Consider the following 22,504-nt stretch of genomic DNA (forward strand, 5'->3'; position numbering starts at 1 on the left):
ACTAGCCTGATGTCTTTTTCTTAGAACGCCCAAACTTTTCTTCGGGCAGCGCTTCTCTTGCTTTGCTGTCTTTTTCGGCTTTTTCCTGCGCTTCTAGCAGTTTTTGGAGATTTTCTGGCAGGGGTTCCCGCATCAAAAAGAAGGTTTGCGCCGTCTGAAATACGTTAGCAATTGACATGTACATCAAAACTCCAGCGGGTAAGGGGAAGAACAAAAACATCCCCGAAAAGAGTACTGGAGTAATTTTATTGACGGTTGACTGCTGTTGGGTTGTGCTGGCATTTTGACCAGAAAGAATCTGGTTGACATACAAGCTCACACCAAAGAACAAAATCATCCCCACGATATCCCAATGAATGGTGCCGTCATCATCAAAGGCACCAACGTGTCCCAAAGCATTAATAAAGAGAAATCCTTTATTGGAGGCAATTCCAGGTACAGTCCCTTGCAAGGTGACTTCGCCCGGTTCTAATGCTTCGATTGTGCCATCTTCGTTGATGCGAACCCGCTCTTCACCCTTTGTAACTTTCCACTGAGGTCTCAGCTCCGCATCTGGATACTCCGCCAGCAGGGAATTGAGGGGTTTACCTTCAACCGTTTGAAATTCAACCTCTGTTTTTTCTCCCACCACTAAACGATTTCCAGCAGGTAGCAGTGCTGCAATTGGAGCATGTTTGCTGTCAGTGAAGTAGATATTTTGGGGTTTAGTGACAAATGCCTGGGGTTGAATCCGTTCGATTTGTTCATTGGGAAAGATTTGCAGGTTAACGGAATAGTTAACATCTGCAAAGGGCGATCCCCGCAATGTGGCAAACAGGGCAAAGAGCACAGGCATTTGCAACAGAACGGGTAAGCAGCCAGCTAGGGGATTGCCAAATTCCTTTTGAACGTTAAGCATTTCCTCCTGCTGTTTTGCCGGATCGTCTTTGTAGCGTTCTTTTACTTCACCCATCCGCTTTTGCATCATCGGCTGAGCGATTTTCATCCGGCGCATATTGCGAATGGAGCCAGCACTGAGAGGATAGAGCGCGAAGCGAATCACCAAAGTCAGCGCCACAATGGCGAGACCATAGCTAGGCACAATCCCGTAGAAAAAATCCAGGATTGGCAGCATGACGTTGTTAGAGAGAAACCCGATACCAAAATCCATTCGTATGAAGTAAACTCAGCTGTGTAAAGTTTTCTGAATCTAATCTATCTAATTATCTGGCTCAATGTGGGGCAGTTGCTTGTGTTGCACTTGAGCCTGGTTACACAAGCCGATTTTTTGGAATTAAAGCAGCCTTTAGAGTCACCGTTGCCAAGGCAAAGGTGACTAGCCGCAAAAAAGCCCCGGTTTTTTGGGAATTACCCCTTAATGGCATCCAGAGGTCTTTTGGTTTTGTCGGCAACTTTTTCGGCAATATAGTCATAAATTTCCCGAAAACGGGGAAGAGAGCGCAACTCTAAACGACTACCACCTCTGAGGGTGATCACAATGTCGCCCCACGCACCCAGTCCACGGGGAACTTTCACAATTTTGACGATTTCTGAATAAATAACATCAGTGCGATCGCGTCCTTGCCAGCCTCCGGTGACAGAAATCCGGCGGTCGGTAATCCGATAGCGTAGCCATAAAGCCCGGACAATCGCTCCGACTGTTAAGGGTAAACAAATGATGGTAAATCCTAACACAATATTAATAATCAGGTCGCCGATGTGCGGGCCGCCTTCATAGATTGCTTCTTCACGAATGCCCATTCAGTACCTCTGCTTCTGCCAACAACTGCTCTAATTCTCGCAAAAATTGACCATATTCGCACGAGAGTGCTGTTGGTCGTACAATGACCACCAACAGCCAACCTGGTGCCAGTCGGGGCATTAGCGCCGCAAAGATGGCACGAATCTGGCGTTTGATTCGGTTGCGGACTACCGCTTTTTTGCTGACTTTTTGGCTAATAGAGATGCCAATCTGAGAGGGGGAGGTGTAGTTTGCCTGTTTCCATCTCGTTGCCGTTGCTTGGGTTGAGGCATCCTTGGCAGCACTAGGCTCGAAGCGCTGCCGCAAAGCTCGTAAAGTCAAGTGACGTCCTGAGCAACGAATTCCCTGCTGATAGACTGCTTTGAAGTCTTGCCTGTGCTTGAGTCGATTTTGTTTTGGCAATGCCACAAAAAACTCCAATATGGGGGCTATAGAGGAGGGTTCTTTAGCCCCAGCGCGTGATAGACAGGACAATACAAAGCCCTTAAACAGCTAGGCGGCAACGTCCCTTACTTCTGCGCGATTTAATTACAAGTCGTCCGTTCTTCGTACGCATCCGGGCGCGAAACCCTGACTTTCTTTTTTGCTTGCGGCTAGTGCCGTGGAGAGTTCGTTGAGTCATGAGTGTTCACTTTAAATACAGCAATATGACTCCTTGTTTAAAGAGTCACAATCTTTAATATTAGCATCTCAACCGGGAGGAGAGCGGCTGTATTTTTTCAGGGTAGAGACGCGATCGCTCGCATCTCTACTGCTTTGCCACCTAAGTTGAGTTAACCTCTGCCAATACTAATAATCCACGTTCCTAAATAACGGGGTAGAGGCACATCCCCCGGTGTCAGAGTTTGAACGTTGAAGTAGTATGTCCCCCCAAATGGCGGGTTTTTTACATTAGAAAGCACCAATTCCACCTTATTCCCCGCCGTAATGGGTTCCTCTAAGTAAATCTGGATCAGGTTATTTTCTTGATCCCATTCCACCTCAGACAAGGGAAGCGATTTACCTTTGACACGCACCTCGATTTTATCGGTGTCAAATTTGCCATCAAAGTAATCAGGATAAGAAATGGCAAACTGAGCAACTCCCAATTCCAGCTTTTTGGCAGGAATTCTTAACCTGTAGCGATCCCAGCCATTGGGACGACCGCCGTAGTCTAATAAGTAACTCAACTGATTTTCACGGCGAACACCGCTAAATAGTGTCAGTCCATCGTTACTCTGTGCCCAGCTCGTAGCAGAAATACCAGTAAGTAAACAAGTGGTAACCGCGAGGGCACCAAACAGGCATCGCATTGAAGATTTTTTGGATGACATAACTTTGCTGCTCTTACCGTAGGGTGTTGACATTTGTTACTAAACTTTACTCTTGTTGATGCGTTCAAAGCCAAGTTCCACTGAACGCAGGATCGAGCTTGGTGACGAACAATCTCGTAAAAGGTGCCGTAGACAGGGGAAAGTCACGATTTTGCTAACTTTATAAGCGGTCAGCCAGCTAGTATTACTTGGGACTTGAGCTGAGGGTAGCGATCGCCCTTTGATTGATAAGATCAAAGCTGTCTTGAGGAAGTTAAAGATACGTAACGCGTCTTTTTCAACCTGAATCCTAGCATTTAGTATCACAAGTTACGGGAACGATTTTTTATCCGGTTAAAAAACTACAATCCCTAAGAACACGTTAAAAAACGTGGTGCCCCTCGACGAATCACATAGGATGCAAAAAGTCATTTTCAGCAGGCAATGCTTTGAACAAGTCTCAAGTTAGTTCAGCCAGTCACACCCTGATCAAACGAAAGTGCCTATTAATTGTTGTAGCAGTAGCGCACTTGTGAAGAAGCCTAAAAGCTGGTGAATGACAATCGTTAGCATTAGTTTATTGTTAACGGTAAGCAGGCTCTAGCCTATGGCAGATAGAATCAACCCTCACCACCAGGCAGCAATCACTATTGTTGACGAGTTCCATAGTGAAAATTGACCGCTAGTTCTTCTAGCTGCGGTGCGTTGCTACTATTGTTAACCACGCCGTATCAAAAGAATTGAGCATGACTCGGTTCCATCCAGATAAATTTTTCCGTCCTCACCTCAAGGAGTGTTCATGAAAATAGCAGTTCCCAAAGAAATCGAATTCGGTGAACATCGTGTTGCCCTAATTCCTGATATTGTCGCCCGTTTAGTCAAACAAGGCTTAGAAATCTGGGTAGAAAAGGGGGCTGGAGAAGCTTCATTTTTTAGTGATGCTGCCTACGAAGCCGCCGGGGCAAAAATCATCCCTGACGCCTCTACTCTCTGGACTCAAGCCAATGTATTCCTGAAAGTCGGCGTTCCCAAAGACGAAGAAATTCAGCAAATGCCGGAAGGAAGTGTTTTGCTCAGCTTGCTGAACCCCTTGGGGAAGCCAGAAACAGTACAGCAGCTAACCAACCGTAAAGTCACGGCGTTCGGTATGGAATTGATCCCGCGTACCAGCCGCGCCCAAAGTATGGATGCTTTATCCTCTCAAGCTGGCGTTGCAGGCTACAAAGCGGTGCTGATTGCCGCTGCTGCTTCACCCAAGTTTTTCCCCATGCTCACCACAGCCGCCGGAACCATCAAACCCGCGAAGGTGTTTATTATGGGAGCCGGGGTAGCTGGCTTACAGGCGATCGCTACAGCTCGTCGCCTCGGTGCGATCGTTGAAGCCTTCGATATTCGTCCCGCCGTCAAAGAAGAGGTGCAAAGCCTCGGTGCCAAGTTTATTGAAGTGAAACTCGAAGAAGAAACCGTCGCGGCTGGCGGTTATGCCAAAGAAATTTCTGAAATTTCCAAGCAGCGCACTCAGGAAGTTGTCACAGAGCATGTTAAAAGTGCCGATATCGTGATTACAACCGCTCAGGTTCCAGGCAGAAAAGCGCCCTTGCTCGTGACTGAAGAAATGGTGCAACAAATGCAACCTGGTGCAGTGATCGTAGATTTAGCGGCTGAACAAGGCGGTAACTGTGCTGGCACCGAACCAGGGAAAGATGTCATCCGTCACGGTGTCACCATTATCGGGCCGATTAATTTACCCTCTTCTATGCCCATACATGCCAGTCAGATGTATGCCAAAAACATCTCTACCTTGTTGCAATACATGGTGAAAGATCACGAGTTGCAGTTGAACTTTGAAGACGACATTATCAGCGGCACTTGCGTTACCCATGGTGGAGAAATTCGCAATCAGCGCGTCAAAGACGCTCTAGCGCAACTAAGTCCCACCGCTTAAAAATTACGCCAAATCGCTACAAACAGGTTTTTCATCATTAGTCTAGGGTTTAAACTGCAATGGCTAATGATTGCTGACTAACAACTAAGGAGTCTGTACGTTTATGACCTCAGTATTGATAGCAAGTTTGTTTGTCTTCGTTCTGGCATCCTTTGTTGGCTTTGAAATCATCAACAAAGTGCCTCCGACTCTCCATACGCCGTTGATGTCCGGAGCCAATGCTATTTCTGGCATTGCGGTGATTGGGGCGCTGCTCATTTCCAGTGCCAAAGAGTCAAATGTAACTGTGATTTTGGGCTTTATTGCCGTGGTGCTAGCCACTATCAACGTCGTTGGTGGTTTCCTGGTCACCGATCGGATGTTGCAAATGTTCAAGAAAAAAGAGGCAAATGTCTAGATTTTGAGTGGTTGGTTTTGAGAAGAAATTAAGGCATTGCTGAACAAGAGTAGGATTTGTGATTCTCAGCGCAATCCTTCGCGGCGCTCAAGGGTAAACTCTGTGGAGCGAAGAATATCGGTAGATGTTGATTTCGTCTTGCTTGGTTCAGTATGACAAGGCGACGTTTCATCCCCAAATTCAGCAACCCTGAAATTAAAACGAAAAACTACTGCAACTAGCCCCTTTTTGATTGAGTTCAGGATAGTTAAACTCACGGAACTCACAGCACGACAAGCTTTCTCTTGAGAAAGTCTGCGGCAACTTCTACGACCGAAATGCACTAATTCCCAACAACGAACAACGAAAAATTGATATGAGTGACTTTTTGCCAACAGGAATTCAGCTGTCTTATTTAGTGGCTGCTTCACTGTTCATCATCGGACTGAAAAAGCTGGGATCGCCAGCAACAGCAAGGAATGGGAATTTATTGGCAGCATGGGGAATGCTGCTGGCGGTAGTCGTAACACTACTCGATCAGCAAGTGTTGAACTATCAGATGATCTTGATAGGGATAGCAATCGGTTCCGTAATTGGGGCGATCGCTGCTCAAAAAATAGCCATGACTGCCATGCCACAGATGGTTGGCTTGCTCAACGGTCTGGGAGGTGGCGCTTCGGCTCTAGTGGCGGTGGGTGAATTTTGGCGCTTGCTCAGTTCACCAGAAACGGTGCCCCTTGATGCCACAATTACGATGATTCTTGGTGTCTTGATTGGTGGTGTCACCCTCACCGGGAGTTTTGTCGCCGTGGCGAAGTTACAAGGGCTGATTAGCGGCTCTCCTGTGACCTTTCCCTTGCAGCAACCTTTCAATGCCTTGCTGCTGATTGCTTTTCTCGGTTGCAGTGGCTATATGTTAGTGACGCCGGAAAATTCCACCGTCTTCCTGGCTATGGTAGGCATCTCTTCCCTGTTAGGGATTTTGTTTGTCCTCCCCATTGGCGGCGGTGACATGCCCGTTGTAATTTCGTTGTTGAACTCCCTATCGGGTTTAGCTGCAAGTGCGGCTGGTTTTGTGGTGATGAACAACATGCTGATCATCGCCGGAGCTTTAGTGGGTGCATCGGGCTTGATTCTCACCAACATCATGTGTAAGGGAATGAACCGCTCCCTCGCGAGTGTTTTATTTGGTGCCTTTGGTGGTGGTGGCGGTGCAACGGCTGTTGCTGGAAGCGGGGCATCAGGAACCCAAGGCGACAAGGTTGTGCGGAGCATCGGTGCTGACGAAGGTGCAATGATGCTAGGTTATGCCCGCAACGTGGTGATTGTTCCGGGCTACGGGATGGCAGTTGCTCAGGCACAACATGCGGTGCGAGAGTTGGCTGACCAGTTAGAAGGATTGGGAGTAGAGGTCAAGTTTGCCATTCACCCTGTTGCTGGTCGGATGCCGGGGCACATGAATGTACTGCTAGCAGAGGCAAACGTGCCTTATCCTCAGCTTTATGACATGGAGGATATTAATCCTCAGTTTGAGGAAACGGATGTGGCGTTAGTGATTGGGGCTAATGATGTCGTCAACCCATCCGCTCGCAGCAATTCCAGCAGCCCTATTTATGGGATGCCGATTCTGGAAGTGGACAAAGCCAAGCACGCGATCGTGATTAAGCGTGGAATGAGTACGGGCTTTGCCGGGGTCGATAATGACCTGTTCTATCAAGATAAAACAATGATGCTGTTTGGCAGCGCTAAGGACGTAGTAGCGCAGTTGGTAGCTGAGGTGAAGCAGCTCTAATTCTAGGATTGGGGAGAAAGGGTGAGTCGGTGAATGGTAGGGGCGCGGCATGCCGTACCCCTACTGAGTAGCAAAGAAAGTATGTTCGGCGAAGCCGTTGCCGGAGGCGCTTGGTGAAGTATGAAGGGTGAAGTATGAAGGGTGAAGTATGAAGGGTGAAGTATGAAGGGTGAAGGAGGTTATCAGTTTTCCTCATCGCCTCATCGCCTCATCGCCTCATCTCCTCTGCTCCCCTGCTCCCCTGCTCCCCTGCACCCCAATTCCCCTGCTCCCCTGCACCCCAATTCCCCTGCTCCCCTGCACCCCAATTCCCCACTACCCAGAGATATCAGTCGGAAAGTCAGTATGAATCGTTTCTAGCTTCATCTCAATTTTTGGTTTTAACTTCTCAAATTCTTGTTTGAGTAATTTTTTGCTGAGCTGGGGTTGAGCCGCCGAACTTAAGGTTTGACTAGTATTTGCCCACTCGGACAGCATTTTGCGTTGCATAGGAGCAATCGTTGAAGACATGACACTGATGCACTGCTGGGGTTCTGATAGGGAGAAAAATAAAATCCGGTATTTGCCGACGGCTCCCAAAAGCCGCGCCATTTTTTGACCTAAAGGCGTTTTCAAGTCTAAGTAACAAGGGAGCCAACGAGCGCCGTGTTCGCGGTTATGCAGGGCTGTAATCCACAGCATCATTGGATGAGGGGACATCAAAAATAAGAATTGATTGTAGCGGGTGCTGACAAGGCGGCTTTGAATATCTTGCTTTTTCAACATGACCCAGAGGGTCGGTAAGATTTCTTCGTTGACGCGTAGAAGATGGGGAAAAACAATTTCTGCATGGGGTTTGTCTTTTGGCCAGGAGGCTGACCGACAGATTTCATCTGCCGTGGAAATATACTTCGGTTCTCGTTCAACCGGAACAGGTAGATTTGATTTTGAAAAGGTAGCACTGCTGCGTAGACCGATTTGCCGACCTTGGTTGAGCTGCTGTTCTAAGGGTTCTAGGGCTTTTAAAACTTCAGTGGCGCTTTGTGGGCGATCCTGGGGAGCTTTCGCCAGACAACTCATCACCAAGGTTTCAAGGCTCTTGGGCAGCTTTTTCAGTGCTGGGTCAACAGATTCAAAGGTTCTTGGGGGGTTGTAGTGATGAGCTTTGTACCATCCACCAAAGGAGTGTGTTTCTGCCGTAATCGGCATCTCCCCGGTGAGCATCTCAAACATCATTATGCCCAGACTGTAAATATCAGAGCGTTTGTCTAGCTCTTTACCCTCCATTTGTTCCGGTGAACAATACGCCAATGTTCCCATAAAGGAATGGGTTTGGGCGCTGTCTTCCTGAAGCAGCTTGGCAATCCCAAAGTCTAGTATTTTGGCAAGTTCACCAAAGGAGGGGTCTTGAACAACCAGGATGTTGCTGGGTTTGATATCGCGATGAATAATTGGGCAGATGGCTCCGTCCATGACGATTCCCTTATGAGCGCACTCTAAACCCAGGGAAATTTGGCGACTGAGGCTTAAAAACCGGGGTAAAGAGAGGGCTTGGGGGCGGATAATATCGCTCAAGCCTTCTCCTTGTAGAAATTCCATGACGTAGAACGGAGTGTCGTTTTCGTCTACGCCGTAATCCCTGACTCGGACAATATGAATGCTTTTTTCGCCAAGCAAGGCGCAAATTGTGGCTTCTCGCTCAAAGCGATCGCGCATTTTTTTGTTCAGCAGCGATTGGGAGAGGAATTTAACGGCAACAATAACGCCTCCCAACAACATATCTTTAGCTTGATATACCTGACCCATAGCGCCTTTGCCCACTAAGTCCATGAGTTGGTAGCGGTTGGCGAGTAAGCGACCAGTATTGAAGTCCGTCTTCATAGTGAGGCTCCGAAAGCTTGGAGCAGTGGAGGAGTCTGCTTATCCATAGCGCGTTGGATTCAAGGGGTGAAAGCATGGGTGAGGTCAAGCGTGGTTCGAGACACATCCCCCAACTCCATAAATATAGGTATTTAACAGAGCGACTGTCGCCGCCAACTGCCGACAACGAGCCAGTTGATTGGAGTCGGTACGTAAGACGCCGAAAGAGAAGTCCCGGCACGTTGCGGTGCTGCGAGGCGTGCTAGTTCCTGTGTTAGAGAGATAGCAAGATTTGCAGCAATGTTGCTACTAAATGTTGAGAAACCGTACATATTCAAACACTAGAACTCATGCGATCAGAGCTGACGCTCTAAAGTTGCCTCCATTGTGCTGGTGAGATAGTGACCTGCCATGATGCCACTAGATAAGTAGTAAGTGTTCTCATTCAACTGATGTCGAGTTTCAAAGCCGCTGCGCCGTTGGCGATCGCCAAGTACCCAGTAGCGTTGAACAATTGATTCTGGAGTTACCCAGCCTTCACCCTCAACACGACCCAAGACACTATGCTGCAAGACAAATGTGTACTGCCGCTCTCCGACATCTAGGCGTCCTCGGTACTGAAAAGAGATATCCTCTCGTTCACTTCCGGGAAAGACAAGCTTTGTAACCATGGTGAACCAGTTCTCTCGACCCCAAGCCACTATAGTTTTGCCTTTCACGGCAATTGGCATGCCATTGCGCTCTAGCCAATTTCCCTGGAGTATCCAGCGTCCTGGCTCCAATAAAAAGGTATGACCCACAGTGCTACCTCTTGCCTGTTGTCGAACCTCGCTCCTGAGTTATCCTTTAGCACCCGCTCATGGGTAGAAATACCAATCATGATAGTTGCTTAAATGGGAATGAAAGGCTGCAAGTATGTCTAAGTATAACTAAAGTCCGATCTCTTACAGTATCGTGACTAGGCGGATTGAGGGATGGGCAGATGAACTTCCCCCAATAGCATCGCTTGTTCAGCACCCGTGACAGCCGGAAGATTGCCGGGAATACCCAACTGACGCCAATACGCCAAGACAGCAAAGGCGATCGCTTCCTTAAAATCAGCACTCACCCCAAGTTCCTGGGTTGTCAACACCGATACAGATGGCAGCCGCGCGGCTAGTCGTTGTTTTAAGTAGAGGTTGCGACTTCCCCCACCACACAACAGCACTTGCTGGGGAAGTTGGGGCAAAAAAGTCTCATAACTATGGGCAATTGACGCGACGGTGAGTTCCGTTAGAGTTGCCAGCACATCCGCCGCAGTGAGTTGGTAAGCGATCGCCTCCTGCAAGCATCGCTGCCAATACTCCACCCCAAAATACTCCCGCCCGGTTGATTTAGGAGGCAGTTGCTGAAAAAACTCATCCTGAAGCCATTGATTGAGCAACCCCTCACAGCAAGTTCCCTCGGCGGCGAGGCGTCCATCTTGGTCATAGGTTTGATTGCCGTTTGTAAAATGCTGCACAGCTAAATCTAACAAAGCGTTGCCGGGGCCTGTATCCCAACCTGTTACCTTTTGCTCCCAATTCGCCTGATTGCGAGGTGGTAGATAAGTAAGATTACCTATTCCCCCAATATTTTGGACGCAGCGAGGATGGAGGGCATCACTAAATAAATAAACATCAATCTTCGATACTAACGGCGCACCCTGTCCCCCGGCGGCAATATCCGCCACACGAAAGTTGCTCACTGTAGGGATACCAGTAAGGCTGGCAATAACTTCTCCGCGACCTAATTGCAGGCTATAGCCCAAAGCAGTCCTGAGTACTGAGTCCTGAGTGCTGAGGGAGTTTTGAGGGAAAGAAGTTGAGCGAGCTTCCTTTTTGAGGGGCGGTCGGTGATAGACGGTTTGACCGTGGGAGCCGATGAGGGCGGCGGGAGCCTGACCGAGCTGGATGGTTTGGGCAGCTTGGGCAAATTGGTAGGCGATCGCATCGTCGAGTTCTGCCAACTCTGCCATTGATAGCGACGCACCGCCACAAACCGCCAAGATTTTTTCTCGCAGAGCAACGGGATAAGGATAAGTTTCTCCCGCCAACAACTCTAGGTTTAAATCATTATCTGTGCCTGTGATTTCTACTAGAGCCGCATCAATACCATCTACAGAGGTGCCGCTGATCAAGCCCACTACACGAGTAATCATTAGTTATTTGCCATGCATCTCTGGGTTATTTACCATGACGCCTGACAAAAAGCACTTTTGTGGAAGAAATGATTCTCGGTATTAGTGGTTTCCTGCTTGCTCAGTTGAGACTGATTGCATCCTGGTTAATCAAACAAGCCATCTACTGTTTGCCGATAAGCAATCAAGGCGTAAGTGTCCTGAAACGATTTCAGTTCATCAAACAATTTGTCTGATGTTTCTGCTGCAACGATGGTTTTGACTTCAATGTTGGTGTTGTAGCCAGCAATATCTCCCATGCGTCTACCGTGACTGCCAGCGCCCCGCGCCTGAACAATCGTGTAGCCGGAGGAACCTAGTGTTTTTAGCAAGTGTACCAGGCGGTCTTGCAATACGGCTTCACAAATAATAGTAACGAGAGTGCCCTGGCTGAGGGAAGAAGACATAAAAACTCTGGGAATGGTTGTACTACCAGTATTCCATGAAGCGGTTGCGACTGTAGAGTTGACAACGAATTTAAGGAATCGGCAAGTCAACAGTAAACAAACACGCCTACCATGAATTTAAGTAAGCAACCAGACTTGCATTATGCCGGATGTGCCATTGCGCGATCGCTATCTCGAACTCATCGACCAAATTGTCACCACCACCCTCAAGGGAAACATCAGCTCCAAGGAGCAGGTGTATCAAATGTTGCTCAAAGGCGTTGAACCCGGAACTGGAGAAATCTTTGAGCGTTGCCTAGAAGAGCGCTTTACCTCTACTCAAGAGCAGATAGATAACCCCGTTAGCGAAATCAAACAGGCAAAAGCCACCCGCAGCCTCAGAGCGATCTCAACGATTCGCAGCGAGTGGGAACGCGCCCAAAAGCAAAACCAAGTCTCCGCCGCCATCAACACCGCCATTAATGCGGTCACAACAGCAGAACCCGAAGAACGTCTCTCTGCTCTACTGCGAGCCATCGACCCCAACCAACAGCAGACCCTAACTTTACAGCAGCTCAAACAGCTCTCCCAAACCCTACAACAGCAAAGTCAGCAAACTTCTGACCCAGATAGTGCTCAAGAGATTCAACAGCTCTCAGAGGGCTTGAAAGCGGGTTTAGCCTCCTGGCAGCGACTGGAAGATTATTTAGTGAGTTGGATTTACGACCAAAGCCAGGGAACGCTAGGGTTTGGGGGGCTTCCAGAACAGCGTGGCCCTTGGGGACTATGGGCAAAACAAGTGGGTAGCCCGCTCCCTCAGTCTCTGTTCCAAACCCTTGCCCGGAATCAATCCTTGAGCGAATGGGCAGAGAGCCAGCGCGGTATTGAATTGGGAGCATGGGTAGAGTTAGCCGTCGTTCTCCAGTGCCTACAACTGGCTCTAGTGAAGTGGTTCGACAAAATGGTTTATGACTCGAAGGTAGGGGCAAAACTCTCCATTTCTACCTTCATTGTCTTTGGCGTGATTTGGTCGCAGTTGGCGATCGCATTTAGTCAGGCATTAACTGGAGTGAAACGCGATCGCTTTGTTAATGGTAGTTTTCAAGTCTGTCTACAAATCTTACGGACATTTTCCCAGCGCGACTACTTCCCCCTTTATGGCGGTATATTCGCCAGCTTGGGTGGCGACTACCTGAGCGATGCCTTGAACTATCTCAACGAACCACTGCGGCGCGTAGAAGGCACCCAGGAAAAAGCCAGAATTCTCACCTTATTAGGCTATTCTTTCCGGGCGCAAGGGTTGTATGAACGGGCAGCATCTTTCCATCAGCAAGCCCTAGATATTGCTCGTGATGCTAATGACAGTCCTTGTGAAATTGCTAACCTCAATCACCTCAGCCGCCTTTGTGTTGCCCAGAAAAATTATGCCGAGGCAATTAGCTATAGCCAACGGGCGTTAATTCTTTCGCGCCAAGCCGGGAATAAGTTAGGCGAAGCCAATGCTTTGGCGAACTTGGGCTATAGCGAGGTATTTCAAGCCCAGCAGCAACAGCAAGCTGAACCGGAAGTCTACGAAAGGGCGATCAACTATCTAGAACAAGGTGTGCAATTATCAGAACGATTAGGCGATCGCCAAAGTCAATCCTTGTGCTTCAGTAGTTTAGGGCTTGCTTATGTAATTGTTGAACAACCTCAACAAGCGATCGCTTACTTAGAATCCGGCTGGCAAGCGGCTCAGATTTCTGGTGACTTGTACCTGCAAGGACTCAATCTGGCATACCTATCCCAAGCCTGCTACAGCATGGCAAACTGGCAAAAAGCTGTCTATGCAGGCGCTCTCGGTGCCTATGTTTTAGAGCAAATCAATGCCAGTGACTGGCGTAAACCCGCAGGTTTGCTAACCATCTTGCAAGGACAGCTAGGAAATGAAGCCTTTCAAAACCTGCTGGGACAAAATCGTCCAAAAATCATCGCCCTAATTGGCGTTGATGGCTATGACTACATAGGGGAACTGCTGGAAAAATATCGGAGTTCCTTAGATTGATTAGTGCCGCTTGCAAAATTTAGAAATTGCTCCTAAGGGAATTTAAGGAGCCGCACTCGACGCCAAGAATGACGAAATAAATAATGACGAATGACAATCCCCGCCAATTGGCATTTCTCGCCCTTCGAGACGTGCAACAACGGGGGGCTTTTACTGATATTGCCCTCGATCGCGTCCTGCAAACGGCTCAATTGAGCAGTATGGATCGGGGATTGGTGACAGAGTTAGTTTATGGGTGTGTGAGAAGACAGCGATCGCTTGACGCCTTGATCGATCAGTTAGGAAAAAAGAAAGCTCACCAGCAACACCCTAACTTGCGTACCATTCTCCATATCGGCCTTTACCAACTGCGTTACCAAGAGCGCATTCCCCCCTCAGCCGCCGTTAACACCTCTGTCCAGCTAGCAAAGGACAATGGCTTTTCCAAGCTTAGTGGTGTCGTTAACGCTTTACTACGTCAATATTTGCGGTTAACAGAAGCCAAAAAGCAAGCGGCAATAGGCAAAACGGAGGAGACAGAATTAATTCAACCTTCATCCTTAATACTTCATACTTTAATTGACCCTCTCCAGTTACCAGAAAACCCAGCCGAACGCTTAGGGGTGTTGCACAGTTTTCCCGACTGGATTGTAAAAAATTGGATTGAAGAGATTGGTTTAGAAGAAACCGAACAGCTTTGTCAGTGGCTAAACCAGCCGCCAACGATTGACCTGCGGATTAATCCCTTACAGACAACCCTTGAGGAAGTCGAAGCCGCACTCTTTGCCACGAATATCTCAGTGAGCCGCGTACCACAGTTGCCCCAAGCCTTAAGGTTAGCGGGCGGCAGCGGTAACATTCAACAGCTAGCAGGGTTTAATCAAGGGTGGTGGACGATTCAAGACAGTAGTGCCCAGTTAGTCAGCCATCTCCTCGACCCTCAACCCGATGAGGTCGTTATTGATGCTTGTGCGGCACCGGGGGGAAAGACAACCCATATTGCTGAATTAATAGAAGATCGGGGGACAATTTGGGCGTGCGATCGCGTGGCTTCGCGACTGAAAAAACTCAGCGCCAACGTTCAACGGCTGAAACTAAAGTCTATTGAGATTTGTGTAGGCGATAGCCGTGAGTTCTCTCAGTTTACTAATACAGCCGATCGCGTCTTACTTGATGCCCCCTGTTCTGGCTTAGGAACGTTGCATCGGCGTCCTGATATCCGTTGGCGGCAAACTCCCGCAGCGGTATGCGAACTTTCACAGTTGCAAGGGGAACTCTTAGAACAGGTAGCCCAGTGGGTCAAGCCGGAGGGTATTCTCGTTTATGCCACCTGTACCCTGCATCCGCAGGAGAATGAAGGTGTCATTCAACCCTTTTTGGAGCGTCATCCTCTCTGGCAAATTGAACCGCCACTACCTGATTCACCGTTGGCTGATTTTGCTACTCCTCCGGGTTGGCTGAAAGTTTGGCCTCACCGGAAACAGATGGACGGCTTTTTCATGGTGCGGTTGAGGCAACGGAGTAGTTAGACACTAACCACTATTGAAGGGAACTGTTTCGATCGATCAAAGAATTAATTTGAGGAAAACACAATGGTTGCAGATTCCAGTGTTAAACAACTCGTCAAGATTTTGATTGGTGCTGCCTGGATTGATGGCAAAATTCAGCCAGAGGAACGGCAACACTTGCAACGAGTTGCCAAGGAACATGGCGTTGCGGATGATCCACAAATTCAGCCGTTGTTGCACGAACTCAGAGCCGTGCAACCAACAGAGTTTTACAAGTGGGTACAAGCTTATCTCGGCGATCGCCCCAATTCTGAAGATTATCAACGCTTAATCGAAGCGATCAGCGCTCTGATCTACAGTGATGGAGACGTTGCCACAGAGGAAGCCAAGCTTCTGACTCGCTTGCAACAACTTGACCCGGCAGAAACGCCTAAGTCAAGTAGTAATGGTGTCCTCAAAGCTATCCAAAAACTTTACCGCCGTTGGCTGAACCAGCAAGCCTAAGTTTTTCCGTGCAAAAGAGCAAGTTTTGGCAAGATTTACGACATTAAGTCAGTAGATTTCCTGTTTATTCCGATAGACACCTTGACAAAAAACAATTTGCTCTAACTAGGCAACTATTTGAATCTGGTCAGCGTCTTGGATGGTTAGGTCAGGTACATGCTTTACAGCTTCAATGACCCGAGTTCAGCCTTTTGTAGCTAAAATTAGCCCGAATCACAGGCTAGCAAGTTACAGGAACATCTGACGCCGTCTCAGGTCTTATTGCTTAACGAAACGATTTTCTTGGAGAACGCCCAAATGTCTAAATTCAACCGCTTGCAGTCTACTACTGCCCTCTTCCTCACCCTCGGTTTATTGGGGGGAACAGTAACACCGATTGTGACTTCCATGGTCGCCCCTGCCCCGGTTTTTGCCCAAACCACAACATTTAGCGATGTTTCCTCCAGTTACTGGGCAAGTCAGTTTATTTCCGAACTATCGCAGCGAGACATCATCGCTGGATTTCCCGATGGCACCTTCCGCCCGAACGCCCCAGTAACTCGCGCTCAGTTCGCCGCTATGTTGCGGAAAGCGAACCAACAGTTCAACAAGCAAGCTATTCGTAACCCCATCAACTTTGTAGATGTCCGCTCTAATTACTGGGCAGCTTCTGCAATTCAGGAAGCTTACACGACCGGATTTTTGGCAGGCTATCCCGGTAATGTCTTTAACCCTGAACAAAACATTCCTCGCGAACAAGTCTTAGTCTCTCTGGCAAATGGTCTGAACTATACTGCCAGCACTGCTACAGAAGCCACTCTCGCTTACTACAACGACGCTAGCAGGATTTCTAACTTCGCTCGCGCTCCCATTGCTGCTGCAACCGAAGAGCGTTTGGTGGTCAACTATCCTACGGTTAAGTCCCTTAATCCCCTGCAGGTTGCAACCAGAGCTGATGTAGCCGCCTTCATCTACCAAGCCTTGGTAGCAGAAGGAGCAGCGCAAACGATCGCCTCTCAGTACATCGTCTCGCCTACACCCGTCGCTCAGGACTTCCGCATTCCTTCCGGAACCACTCTTCCCGTACGCTACGAGCAAGAAAGGATTCTGGTGACTCAGAATGAAACCGTACCCCTAACTCTGACTGTTGCGGCAAACATCACCACCGCCGATGGTAGAGTCTTGATTCCCGTGAATTCTCAAGTTGTAGGAGAACTGCGCCCAGCCAGCAACGGCACTCAGTTTGTTGCTCAGGAACTAGTACTGACGAATGGTCAGCGGATATCTCTTGATGCCAACTCTGAGGTCATTACGGAAACCGAAACAGTGCGTAAGGGTACTAATGTTAGCTCCTTGATCAGAAATGCTGCCATCGGTACCGCTGCCGCCGCTGCTATCTCCGCCGTCACAGGCGACGATGCGATCGCCACTGAGGAACTCTTACTTGGTGCAGGTGCAGGTGCAATAGTCACCTTGATTCGACAATTCCTAGGTCGTAACAGTGTTGACTTGCTCGTTGTTGAACCAGATACTGATTTGGATCTGACCTTGGAAGAAGACCTAGTAATCAGCGCTAGGTAATACCAAATCTATGAAATGTCCGCTGCAACGACTTCTATTGCTCCCCCCGCCAATTCGGGGGGTCGGGGGTCAGCTCTGTAGCCTACAAAAATAGAAATGGTATAAGCACTTTCCCTTAAGGGATTAATCTAAAAATGAGTAGGGTAACGGGAAGTCCGTGCCCTATTTTTTTGCTGGAACAATCTTGAAAGTAGGCTGGGGAGCGGGGGTGCTGGGGTGCTGGGGAGAAGCTGATAACCTATTCATACTCCATACTTTCTTCCTTACTTTAGGACTCAGAATTCACCGACTCCGTCTTCATCCTTTCTCCCCTACTCAGGACTCAGGACTCAGGACTCAGGACTCAGGACTCAAGAGACTCAGGACTCAGAACTCAGGACTCAGGACTCAGGACTCAGGACTCAGGACTCAGCACTCACTAACGGTAGCCAGACAATAAATGTCGTTCCTGAACTGGGAAATTCTTGCATTTCCTCATCCATCCAACTGGCATTGGCGGGGCTAAAGACTTCAATTTCTCCATGCATTTGTTCCACTAATTCTTGGGCGATCGCTAACCCCAAACCACTACCGGGAATGTCCCCTGCGGCTTGAACGCCTCGATAATGCCGCTCAAATAAGTGTTCCAAATCTTGCGGTGGAATGCCAGAACCTGTATCGCTAATCGCGATCGCCTGATACATTTCCTGGGGGGAGTGTTGCTGCACATCGACCTCTATATAAACGCGTCCCCCCGCTGGCGTATACTTCAGCGCATTGTCAATCAGGTTACTCAACACTTCCCGCAAGGCTCTAGGATTAGCGTAGACTGGCGGCAAATTTGAGGGAATTTGGGCGTGTAACTCTAAATTCCGTTCTTGGGCGATCGCTTGTGCCGAGATTAACATCGGCGACAAAACCTCAATGACAAAAAAGGATTCTAAGGAGAAAATGTTTCCCGGAAGAAGGGAATAGGAGGCAGGTACAGAAACCTCTTCTGGGATCGGAGCGGCTGTCAACGTTAACGGCTCAAGTTCCGCTTCCGTCATATCTAAACACTGATCAAACTGTTGCAGCAACTCTTGCAGGCGCTCGCTTTCCCGCACGATACTATTTGCCACTTCAGAATTTTTATCCCCTGGTAACAGTCGCTTCAGTAGTAGTTTGCCAAATGTCCGTACCGCCGTCAGAGGATTGCGAAATTGATGGAGTAAGTCGTCTAAGCGATCGCGCTGTTGGGCTTGCAGTCGCTGCTGCTGACTCACCTTTTCCTCTAACCAAGCACGACGCCGATCCATCAAACAAGCGACCGTCAGTGTCCTGGCAATCCCCTCAATTTGCCCTTTTTCGTTACTAGTCCAAGGTCGATCTTTCCGACTCGTCACCAGCAATCCAACCACTACGTCTTCATGGATTAAGGGCAAAATGATTTGGCGTTGCTGCTGCAAAGAACTTTCTTGCCAACTTGCAGTAGTTGAACCTTGAGGGAAATTTTGATTCCTGCCAAACGCCTCAGGTAGCAGCAGTGGTGTTGAAGGCAAACTTGCCATAGACTCCGCCTGTTCAATCTGCTCCGGCAGTGCTAAGGTGTTTTCTTTATATGCCTCCGGCACGTCAGGATAAACCACTATGGGAACTAGCTTTGTTTCTGCTCCCTCGACCAATTCTTCTGTCAAATACACAGCACTCAGCGCGGCTCCTAAGCCTTGAGTCAATATTGACACCTGCGATTGGCATAGGGTGACAAATTCTGAACTAGCAGGAATAAACATGCGGTGAGGGTAAGGGTTGTCAATCTAACGGCGCGATCGCGCTTACCTTAAGTAGCGGCTCTTTTCTATAATGCAGAACCGCAGAAGAAACTAGCTACTCCTCTAGAAAATAGGGAGAAAGAATCAAGGGTGAAAGATGCAACGCCTGATAGGGGGCTGTCTTTTATTAAGTTTCGTTAAAGAAAATCTCCGGTTTCCGATAAATTTCTTAGCCAGAACCTTCTCAAAACTTCTTTACCCCAACTGTTGAGGCGATCTCCCGATTTGTATCTTTCTATAAACAGATGTTGATATTTTGAACTCTACCAGATATACTTGCGACGGCTTTTGTAACCGACATTACAACTGTCAGCAGAAAGAGGAGGTAAAGAGGTTGGCAAGAAGACGCAAACGCAAAAGTCGCCGTCGTCAGGAAGGACGTAAAATTCTGGAGCACGTGCCTCAGTATAATATCGAAAGTGGCGAAGATAAACCAGTCACAGCAGCAAGGAAATACATTCAAGCAACAGGTATCGCTCCTCCTGCTTTGCTGTTAGTGAAACGGAACGAACACACGACAGACCGCTACTTCTGGGCAGAAAAAGGGCTATTTGGTGCCCAATATGTTGAGGAGAATCATTTTCTGTTTCCTAGCTTGAGGCTGTTTGAATCTCCACTAGAAACGGCGACAGTTGCGGTTCCAGTCCGCTAAAAAAGTCACCAGTTACTACAAAAAAAAGGTGATTTGATACTTAACCCTGCTACAGTGCCAAGGCTTTAGCGGGGTTAATGTCATTAATTAGGATTAAAAAAACCTCCCGATGCAGATCCTGGTGAGGGTTTTAGGGATAAGGCGCGTTGCAACTCCAAAAGCTCATCCCGATGAGCAGTCACCGTAACGATGCTTTGGATACCTGTTTTCTCATTGGTAATCTCTTCTACCTGGAGGAAAACTTGCTCTGGACGTTCTGCTTTTTTCCAGTAATAGACGCCAGCTAAGGGCGCAAGCAGTACCAGTCCGAGAAAAGCATTGGAGAAAGCTGGGTAGAGTTGAGACAGAACCAGTGATAGACAAAGGGTGCCACAGATAGCCAGAACAGTTAGGAGAGTTGCCAAAAATAAGCTAGGACGAACAATCCCCTGAAAAGTGACTTGATGCTGTTCAGCATCGACTGTTGCCACTTTGTAGGATCGTGCTTGCATATATTGCCCCAACTGAGTCAGCAGCGAGTCTTCGGAGGTGGCGGCGACTAGTTTAACTTGTTGTGTACGGTCTTTAACAGAAGCACGAATAAAGAAAAATAGACCAATGGCTAACAGTAGCGTCAGCAGAAACGTTGAAGAAAGAACGGGGGTACTCACAGGCTTTTATCGGAAACCAGGCATTAGCAGGCAATTAACAGCGATTAACATTGTAGCTGGAGGAGGAACTGGGAAAGCGGGTGCACCCCAAACTGGGGAGAGAAAAGCTGGTAGCGACTAGTTAAAGTGGCGCTTCGCCATAAACAGATCTTTAATTAATTACCTCTTGTAATGTATTGACACCAAAATTCTGCAAGTTCCTGCGCTTGCGGCTGCCACTCCGGGCTGATTTGATACATACGGCGTGGGCGTCCTCGTCCTTCGACTTTTTTCCAGTACCCAACGATGATTCCTTCGTCTTCAAGAAACTTGAGAGCGCTGTAGAGGACGGTATCCGAGAGCCGATAGCTAGGATAGTCCTGTTCAAGTTGCTCAATGAGTTCGGTTCCGTAGGATTCTCGCTGCAACAGGATAAAAATTATATAACAAACAGCGACTTCCTTATTGAGATAGTTGGGCGGAGGGTCTCGAAAAAACTGATAAATATCCTCAAGCTTCATCTGTATAACCCGCAGAGTATCCCAGTCAACCGGATTTGAGGGGAAAAGACTTTTTTTCACTAACATGGCTTTCGATGACCCTGGAAACTCATACTGAAACAGCGTACTGTCATTCAGAGCAAGGACAACAGACAGGTTACCCTACTCATAAATAGAAAGAATTCACGCCTAATTAATCAATTACGGGATGCTTCGCGGAATTTCCGCAATAACTCGGCTAAATATAACAATTAATTTTAATGATGTCGCTTATTCTTCTTTCACCAAAGAGAAGATACTTCCCTAAAATTAAGCTCTAGGAAAGGAGAGGAGAAAGCAAGATTGCTTACTTAAAAATTTGTCGCCAACTATCCTCTATCGACCTCTGTGCGTTGAGTGGGGATAGCTTGCACAACGAATTCTGAATTTGCCTGCCAGACTTCCTGTGTAATTTTGCCAGTGGCATCAACATGGACTTGATAGGACACCCAGAGAAACACAGTGCTTCCTCGGTCGGACTTGGCGGTGATCTTAAATTCTGCTGCTACGAGGCGATTGCGTCTTTCTTTGGCAACAACTTTAAAGTCTTCAATTGTGTACTGTGAAAAAAATTGCTCCCAGGCAGCACTGATTGATTGACCTTGATAAGTTTCAGCCACAAGACCGTGGGATTGATTGAGAATAGCGTCTTCGCGATAACCTGTAGATAAGCGTTCTGTATCTTCAGTGGCGATCGCTTCCCAGTGATTTTGAGCCACATCCAGGGGATTTCTCGCCACGTCTCGTTTATAAAGATTCAAGCTGCACACTAAGGCGATGGCGCAGGTTGCAGAGGTGAGATGCTTCCTGAATGTCGCTCCCATATATCGGTACCGTGCTACCTTGAGAAACTTTTGGAAAAGAGCTGCCTTATTAGGATAATGACAAATAGCGTCAGCAGAAAGTTCTCCAATTTCGCCCTTTTTAACAAAATTTTTGTAGGAAACGCGATCGCTCAAGTACAGTTACGAAACTGGCACTCACGATCAGGGGCGACCAGTGAGAAAATGGAACTAACCTAGGTCTTGATTTGTAACGGCCAACGTCAATGCGCGATCAGTTTACTTCCTCTTCCATCCCCCCAGGACTCCAGCGCTTTGCTCTCCGGCTCCGTCTAGGCGGTTTGATTGCCTTTTGGGTGCAATTAGTACTAGCCGTGGTTTCCACCGTCATCTTGCTTGTGTACGTGGTTTTTAGTAACAATCCTGGTAGAGCAGGTGGTACAGGTACTGGGCTGGGAATATTTTTTGCGATTTGTGGGCTAGTGACACTAGGTGTCGGGACTTATTGGGCATTCCGTTACGTCCGTATGGCGAAGGCTCTGCTAGAGCCTAATAACTCTAGGCGTCCAAGTAAAGCAGAAACAATTCAAGCGCTGCAGACCGGAGTAGCGATCAACTTAGCTGGAATGCTACTGACTTTGGTCGGAGCGCAAGCGATCATTGGTAGTACCTTGGGAAGGTCTTTGTCTCAACAGCCTGGTTTAATCGTCCGGGGTCAGATTATTGAGCCAATAGATTTGTTTGTTGTACAAGCCAACACAAACACGATTTTTGCTCACTTTGCAGGACTAGTTGCTGCTCTTTGGCTATTGAGTCGGATTAATAAGGGCTGAGTGTGAAGGATGAAGTATGAAGGATGAAGTGTGAAGGCTTCGGCCGTGAGCTCAGCCGAACGGGTGAAGTATGAAATAGGCGATTGGAGTAATGGCTAATCGTCGTCAATTATTCT

Annotated in this window: 23 protein-coding genes; 9 read left to right on the forward strand and 14 right to left on the reverse strand. The window is 48.1% G+C overall.

Annotation, left to right across the window (positions count from 1 at the left end):
• Position 1: 1 nt before the first annotated feature.
• From yidC to AC5JR3_RS11575, 5 genes are all read right to left on the reverse strand, one after another.
• Positions 2-1,150 carry a membrane protein insertase YidC gene (gene yidC / locus AC5JR3_RS11555; protein WP_495846054.1) on the reverse strand — a complete coding sequence of 383 codons (1,149 nt, stop codon included), beginning with the start codon at positions 1,148-1,150 and terminating at the stop codon, positions 2-4.
• Between the two features lie 197 nt (positions 1,151-1,347).
• Complete coding sequence (locus tag AC5JR3_RS11560; protein WP_495846056.1) at positions 1,348-1,740, reverse strand: PH domain-containing protein; 393 nt, start codon at positions 1,738-1,740, stop codon at positions 1,348-1,350.
• Entirely contained in the window at positions 1,727-2,149 is a 423-nt protein-coding gene (gene rnpA, locus AC5JR3_RS11565) for a ribonuclease P protein component (protein ID WP_495846058.1), read from the reverse strand. The genes AC5JR3_RS11560 and rnpA overlap by 14 nt, the downstream gene beginning before the upstream one ends.
• Positions 2,150-2,225: 76 nt before the next feature.
• A complete protein-coding gene (gene rpmH / locus AC5JR3_RS11570; RefSeq protein WP_495846060.1) occupies positions 2,226-2,363 on the reverse strand; it encodes a 50S ribosomal protein L34 in 138 nt (45 codons plus the stop codon).
• A gap of 151 nt (positions 2,364-2,514) precedes the next feature.
• Positions 2,515-3,054: a DUF2808 domain-containing protein gene (locus AC5JR3_RS11575; protein WP_495846062.1), complete on the reverse strand. Its 540-nt coding sequence runs from the start codon at positions 3,052-3,054 to the stop codon at positions 2,515-2,517.
• 778 nt (positions 3,055-3,832) lie between these two features.
• Between AC5JR3_RS11575 and AC5JR3_RS11580 the strand changes: the two genes are divergently transcribed.
• The 3 genes from AC5JR3_RS11580 to AC5JR3_RS11590 all read left to right on the forward strand — a co-directional run bounded on the left by AC5JR3_RS11580 (position 3,833) and on the right by AC5JR3_RS11590 (position 7,146).
• Positions 3,833-4,978 carry a Re/Si-specific NAD(P)(+) transhydrogenase subunit alpha gene (locus tag AC5JR3_RS11580; protein WP_495846064.1) on the forward strand — a complete coding sequence of 382 codons (1,146 nt, stop codon included), beginning with the start codon at positions 3,833-3,835 and terminating at the stop codon, positions 4,976-4,978.
• Between the two features lie 103 nt (positions 4,979-5,081).
• Positions 5,082-5,375 carry an NAD(P) transhydrogenase subunit alpha part 2 gene (locus AC5JR3_RS11585; protein ID WP_495846066.1) on the forward strand — a complete coding sequence of 98 codons (294 nt, stop codon included), beginning with the start codon at positions 5,082-5,084 and terminating at the stop codon, positions 5,373-5,375.
• 355 nt (positions 5,376-5,730) lie between these two features.
• Positions 5,731-7,146, forward strand: coding sequence for an NAD(P)(+) transhydrogenase (Re/Si-specific) subunit beta (locus AC5JR3_RS11590; RefSeq protein ID WP_495846068.1), 1,416 nt, complete (start codon positions 5,731-5,733; stop codon positions 7,144-7,146).
• A gap of 315 nt (positions 7,147-7,461) precedes the next feature.
• Here the strand turns inward: AC5JR3_RS11590 and AC5JR3_RS11595 are convergent, their stop codons facing one another.
• The 5 genes from AC5JR3_RS11595 to AC5JR3_RS11615 form a co-directional block, all read right to left on the reverse strand.
• Entirely contained in the window at positions 7,462-9,006 is a 1,545-nt protein-coding gene (locus tag AC5JR3_RS11595; RefSeq protein WP_495846070.1) for a serine/threonine protein kinase, read from the reverse strand.
• 131 nt (positions 9,007-9,137) lie between these two features.
• The gene (locus AC5JR3_RS11600) at positions 9,138-9,317 is read right to left on the reverse strand and encodes a hypothetical protein (protein WP_495846072.1); all 180 of its coding nucleotides are present in this window, start codon (positions 9,315-9,317) and stop codon (positions 9,138-9,140) included.
• Between the two features lie 24 nt (positions 9,318-9,341).
• On the reverse strand, positions 9,342-9,785 hold the full coding sequence (locus AC5JR3_RS11605) for a hypothetical protein (protein ID WP_495846074.1): 444 nt from the start codon (positions 9,783-9,785) through the stop codon (positions 9,342-9,344).
• Between the two features lie 158 nt (positions 9,786-9,943).
• Complete coding sequence (locus AC5JR3_RS11610; RefSeq protein WP_495846076.1) at positions 9,944-11,164, reverse strand: anhydro-N-acetylmuramic acid kinase; 1,221 nt, start codon at positions 11,162-11,164, stop codon at positions 9,944-9,946.
• Positions 11,165-11,289: 125 nt separating this feature from the next.
• Positions 11,290-11,589, reverse strand: a complete 300-nt coding sequence (locus AC5JR3_RS11615) for a P-II family nitrogen regulator (protein ID WP_495846078.1) — start codon at positions 11,587-11,589, stop codon at positions 11,290-11,292.
• A gap of 142 nt (positions 11,590-11,731) precedes the next feature.
• On the opposite strand from AC5JR3_RS11615, the gene AC5JR3_RS11620 reads away from it, so the two are divergent.
• The 4 genes from AC5JR3_RS11620 to AC5JR3_RS11635 all read left to right on the forward strand — a co-directional run bounded on the left by AC5JR3_RS11620 (position 11,732) and on the right by AC5JR3_RS11635 (position 17,163).
• A complete protein-coding gene (locus tag AC5JR3_RS11620) occupies positions 11,732-13,612 on the forward strand; it encodes a tetratricopeptide repeat protein (protein ID WP_495846080.1) in 1,881 nt (626 codons plus the stop codon).
• 83 nt (positions 13,613-13,695) lie between these two features.
• A complete protein-coding gene (locus AC5JR3_RS11625; RefSeq protein WP_495846082.1) occupies positions 13,696-15,120 on the forward strand; it encodes a 16S rRNA (cytosine(967)-C(5))-methyltransferase in 1,425 nt (474 codons plus the stop codon).
• A 63-nt stretch (positions 15,121-15,183) separates the two neighbouring features.
• Positions 15,184-15,603 (forward strand): tellurite resistance TerB family protein, encoded by a 420-nt coding sequence (locus tag AC5JR3_RS11630; RefSeq protein ID WP_495846084.1) that lies wholly within the window; start codon positions 15,184-15,186, stop codon positions 15,601-15,603.
• Positions 15,604-15,900: 297 nt separating this feature from the next.
• Positions 15,901-17,163, forward strand: coding sequence for an S-layer homology domain-containing protein (locus tag AC5JR3_RS11635; RefSeq protein ID WP_495846086.1), 1,263 nt, complete (start codon positions 15,901-15,903; stop codon positions 17,161-17,163).
• Positions 17,164-17,564: 401 nt separating this feature from the next.
• Here AC5JR3_RS11635 and AC5JR3_RS11640 read toward each other — a convergent pair whose 3' ends face one another.
• The gene (locus tag AC5JR3_RS11640; protein ID WP_495846088.1) at positions 17,565-18,914 is read right to left on the reverse strand and encodes a sensor histidine kinase; all 1,350 of its coding nucleotides are present in this window, start codon (positions 18,912-18,914) and stop codon (positions 17,565-17,567) included.
• Positions 18,915-19,287: 373 nt separating this feature from the next.
• On the opposite strand from AC5JR3_RS11640, the gene AC5JR3_RS11645 reads away from it, so the two are divergent.
• On the forward strand, positions 19,288-19,605 hold the full coding sequence (locus AC5JR3_RS11645; protein WP_495846090.1) for a DUF3155 domain-containing protein: 318 nt from the start codon (positions 19,288-19,290) through the stop codon (positions 19,603-19,605).
• Between the two features lie 83 nt (positions 19,606-19,688).
• Here AC5JR3_RS11645 and AC5JR3_RS11650 read toward each other — a convergent pair whose 3' ends face one another.
• The 3 genes from AC5JR3_RS11650 to AC5JR3_RS11660 all read right to left on the reverse strand — a co-directional run bounded on the left by AC5JR3_RS11650 (position 19,689) and on the right by AC5JR3_RS11660 (position 21,732).
• Entirely contained in the window at positions 19,689-20,255 is a 567-nt protein-coding gene (locus AC5JR3_RS11650) for a cofactor assembly of complex C subunit B (protein ID WP_495846092.1), read from the reverse strand.
• A 155-nt stretch (positions 20,256-20,410) separates the two neighbouring features.
• Positions 20,411-20,755 (reverse strand): PadR family transcriptional regulator, encoded by a 345-nt coding sequence (locus AC5JR3_RS11655; RefSeq protein WP_495846100.1) that lies wholly within the window; start codon positions 20,753-20,755, stop codon positions 20,411-20,413.
• 347 nt (positions 20,756-21,102) lie between these two features.
• The gene (locus AC5JR3_RS11660; RefSeq protein WP_495846094.1) at positions 21,103-21,732 is read right to left on the reverse strand and encodes a hypothetical protein; all 630 of its coding nucleotides are present in this window, start codon (positions 21,730-21,732) and stop codon (positions 21,103-21,105) included.
• A gap of 89 nt (positions 21,733-21,821) precedes the next feature.
• Between AC5JR3_RS11660 and AC5JR3_RS11665 the strand changes: the two genes are divergently transcribed.
• Positions 21,822-22,388, forward strand: a complete 567-nt coding sequence (locus AC5JR3_RS11665; protein ID WP_495846096.1) for a DUF3611 family protein — start codon at positions 21,822-21,824, stop codon at positions 22,386-22,388.
• The last annotated feature ends 116 nt before the right edge of the window (positions 22,389-22,504 follow it).

This window comes from Kastovskya adunca, assembly GCF_059505785.1.

Bases quoted from the DNA above. Each gene is read 5' to 3' on its own strand.
- yidC (WP_495846054.1), bottom strand. From the start codon at position 1,150: ATGGATTTTGGTATCGGGTTTCTCTCTAACAACGTCATGCTGCCAATC.
- AC5JR3_RS11560 (WP_495846056.1), bottom strand. From the start codon at position 1,740: ATGGGCATTCGTGAAGAAGCAATCTATGAAGGCGGCCCGCACATCGGC.
- rpmH (WP_495846060.1), bottom strand. From the start codon at position 2,363: ATGACTCAACGAACTCTCCACGGCACTAGCCGCAAGCAAAAAAGAAAG.
- AC5JR3_RS11575 (WP_495846062.1), bottom strand. From the start codon at position 3,054: ATGTCATCCAAAAAATCTTCAATGCGATGCCTGTTTGGTGCCCTCGCG.
- AC5JR3_RS11580 (WP_495846064.1), top strand. From the start codon at position 3,833: ATGAAAATAGCAGTTCCCAAAGAAATCGAATTCGGTGAACATCGTGTT.
- AC5JR3_RS11585 (WP_495846066.1), top strand. From the start codon at position 5,082: ATGACCTCAGTATTGATAGCAAGTTTGTTTGTCTTCGTTCTGGCATCC.
- AC5JR3_RS11590 (WP_495846068.1), top strand. From the start codon at position 5,731: ATGAGTGACTTTTTGCCAACAGGAATTCAGCTGTCTTATTTAGTGGCT.
- AC5JR3_RS11595 (WP_495846070.1), bottom strand. From the start codon at position 9,006: ATGAAGACGGACTTCAATACTGGTCGCTTACTCGCCAACCGCTACCAA.
- AC5JR3_RS11600 (WP_495846072.1), bottom strand. From the start codon at position 9,317: ATGTACGGTTTCTCAACATTTAGTAGCAACATTGCTGCAAATCTTGCT.
- AC5JR3_RS11610 (WP_495846076.1), bottom strand. From the start codon at position 11,164: ATGATTACTCGTGTAGTGGGCTTGATCAGCGGCACCTCTGTAGATGGT.
- AC5JR3_RS11615 (WP_495846078.1), bottom strand. From the start codon at position 11,589: ATGTCTTCTTCCCTCAGCCAGGGCACTCTCGTTACTATTATTTGTGAA.
- AC5JR3_RS11620 (WP_495846080.1), top strand. From the start codon at position 11,732: ATGCCGGATGTGCCATTGCGCGATCGCTATCTCGAACTCATCGACCAA.
- AC5JR3_RS11625 (WP_495846082.1), top strand. From the start codon at position 13,696: ATGACGAATGACAATCCCCGCCAATTGGCATTTCTCGCCCTTCGAGAC.
- AC5JR3_RS11630 (WP_495846084.1), top strand. From the start codon at position 15,184: ATGGTTGCAGATTCCAGTGTTAAACAACTCGTCAAGATTTTGATTGGT.
- AC5JR3_RS11635 (WP_495846086.1), top strand. From the start codon at position 15,901: ATGTCTAAATTCAACCGCTTGCAGTCTACTACTGCCCTCTTCCTCACC.
- AC5JR3_RS11640 (WP_495846088.1), bottom strand. From the start codon at position 18,914: ATGTTTATTCCTGCTAGTTCAGAATTTGTCACCCTATGCCAATCGCAG.
- AC5JR3_RS11655 (WP_495846100.1), bottom strand. From the start codon at position 20,755: ATGAAGCTTGAGGATATTTATCAGTTTTTTCGAGACCCTCCGCCCAAC.
- AC5JR3_RS11665 (WP_495846096.1), top strand. From the start codon at position 21,822: ATGCGCGATCAGTTTACTTCCTCTTCCATCCCCCCAGGACTCCAGCGC.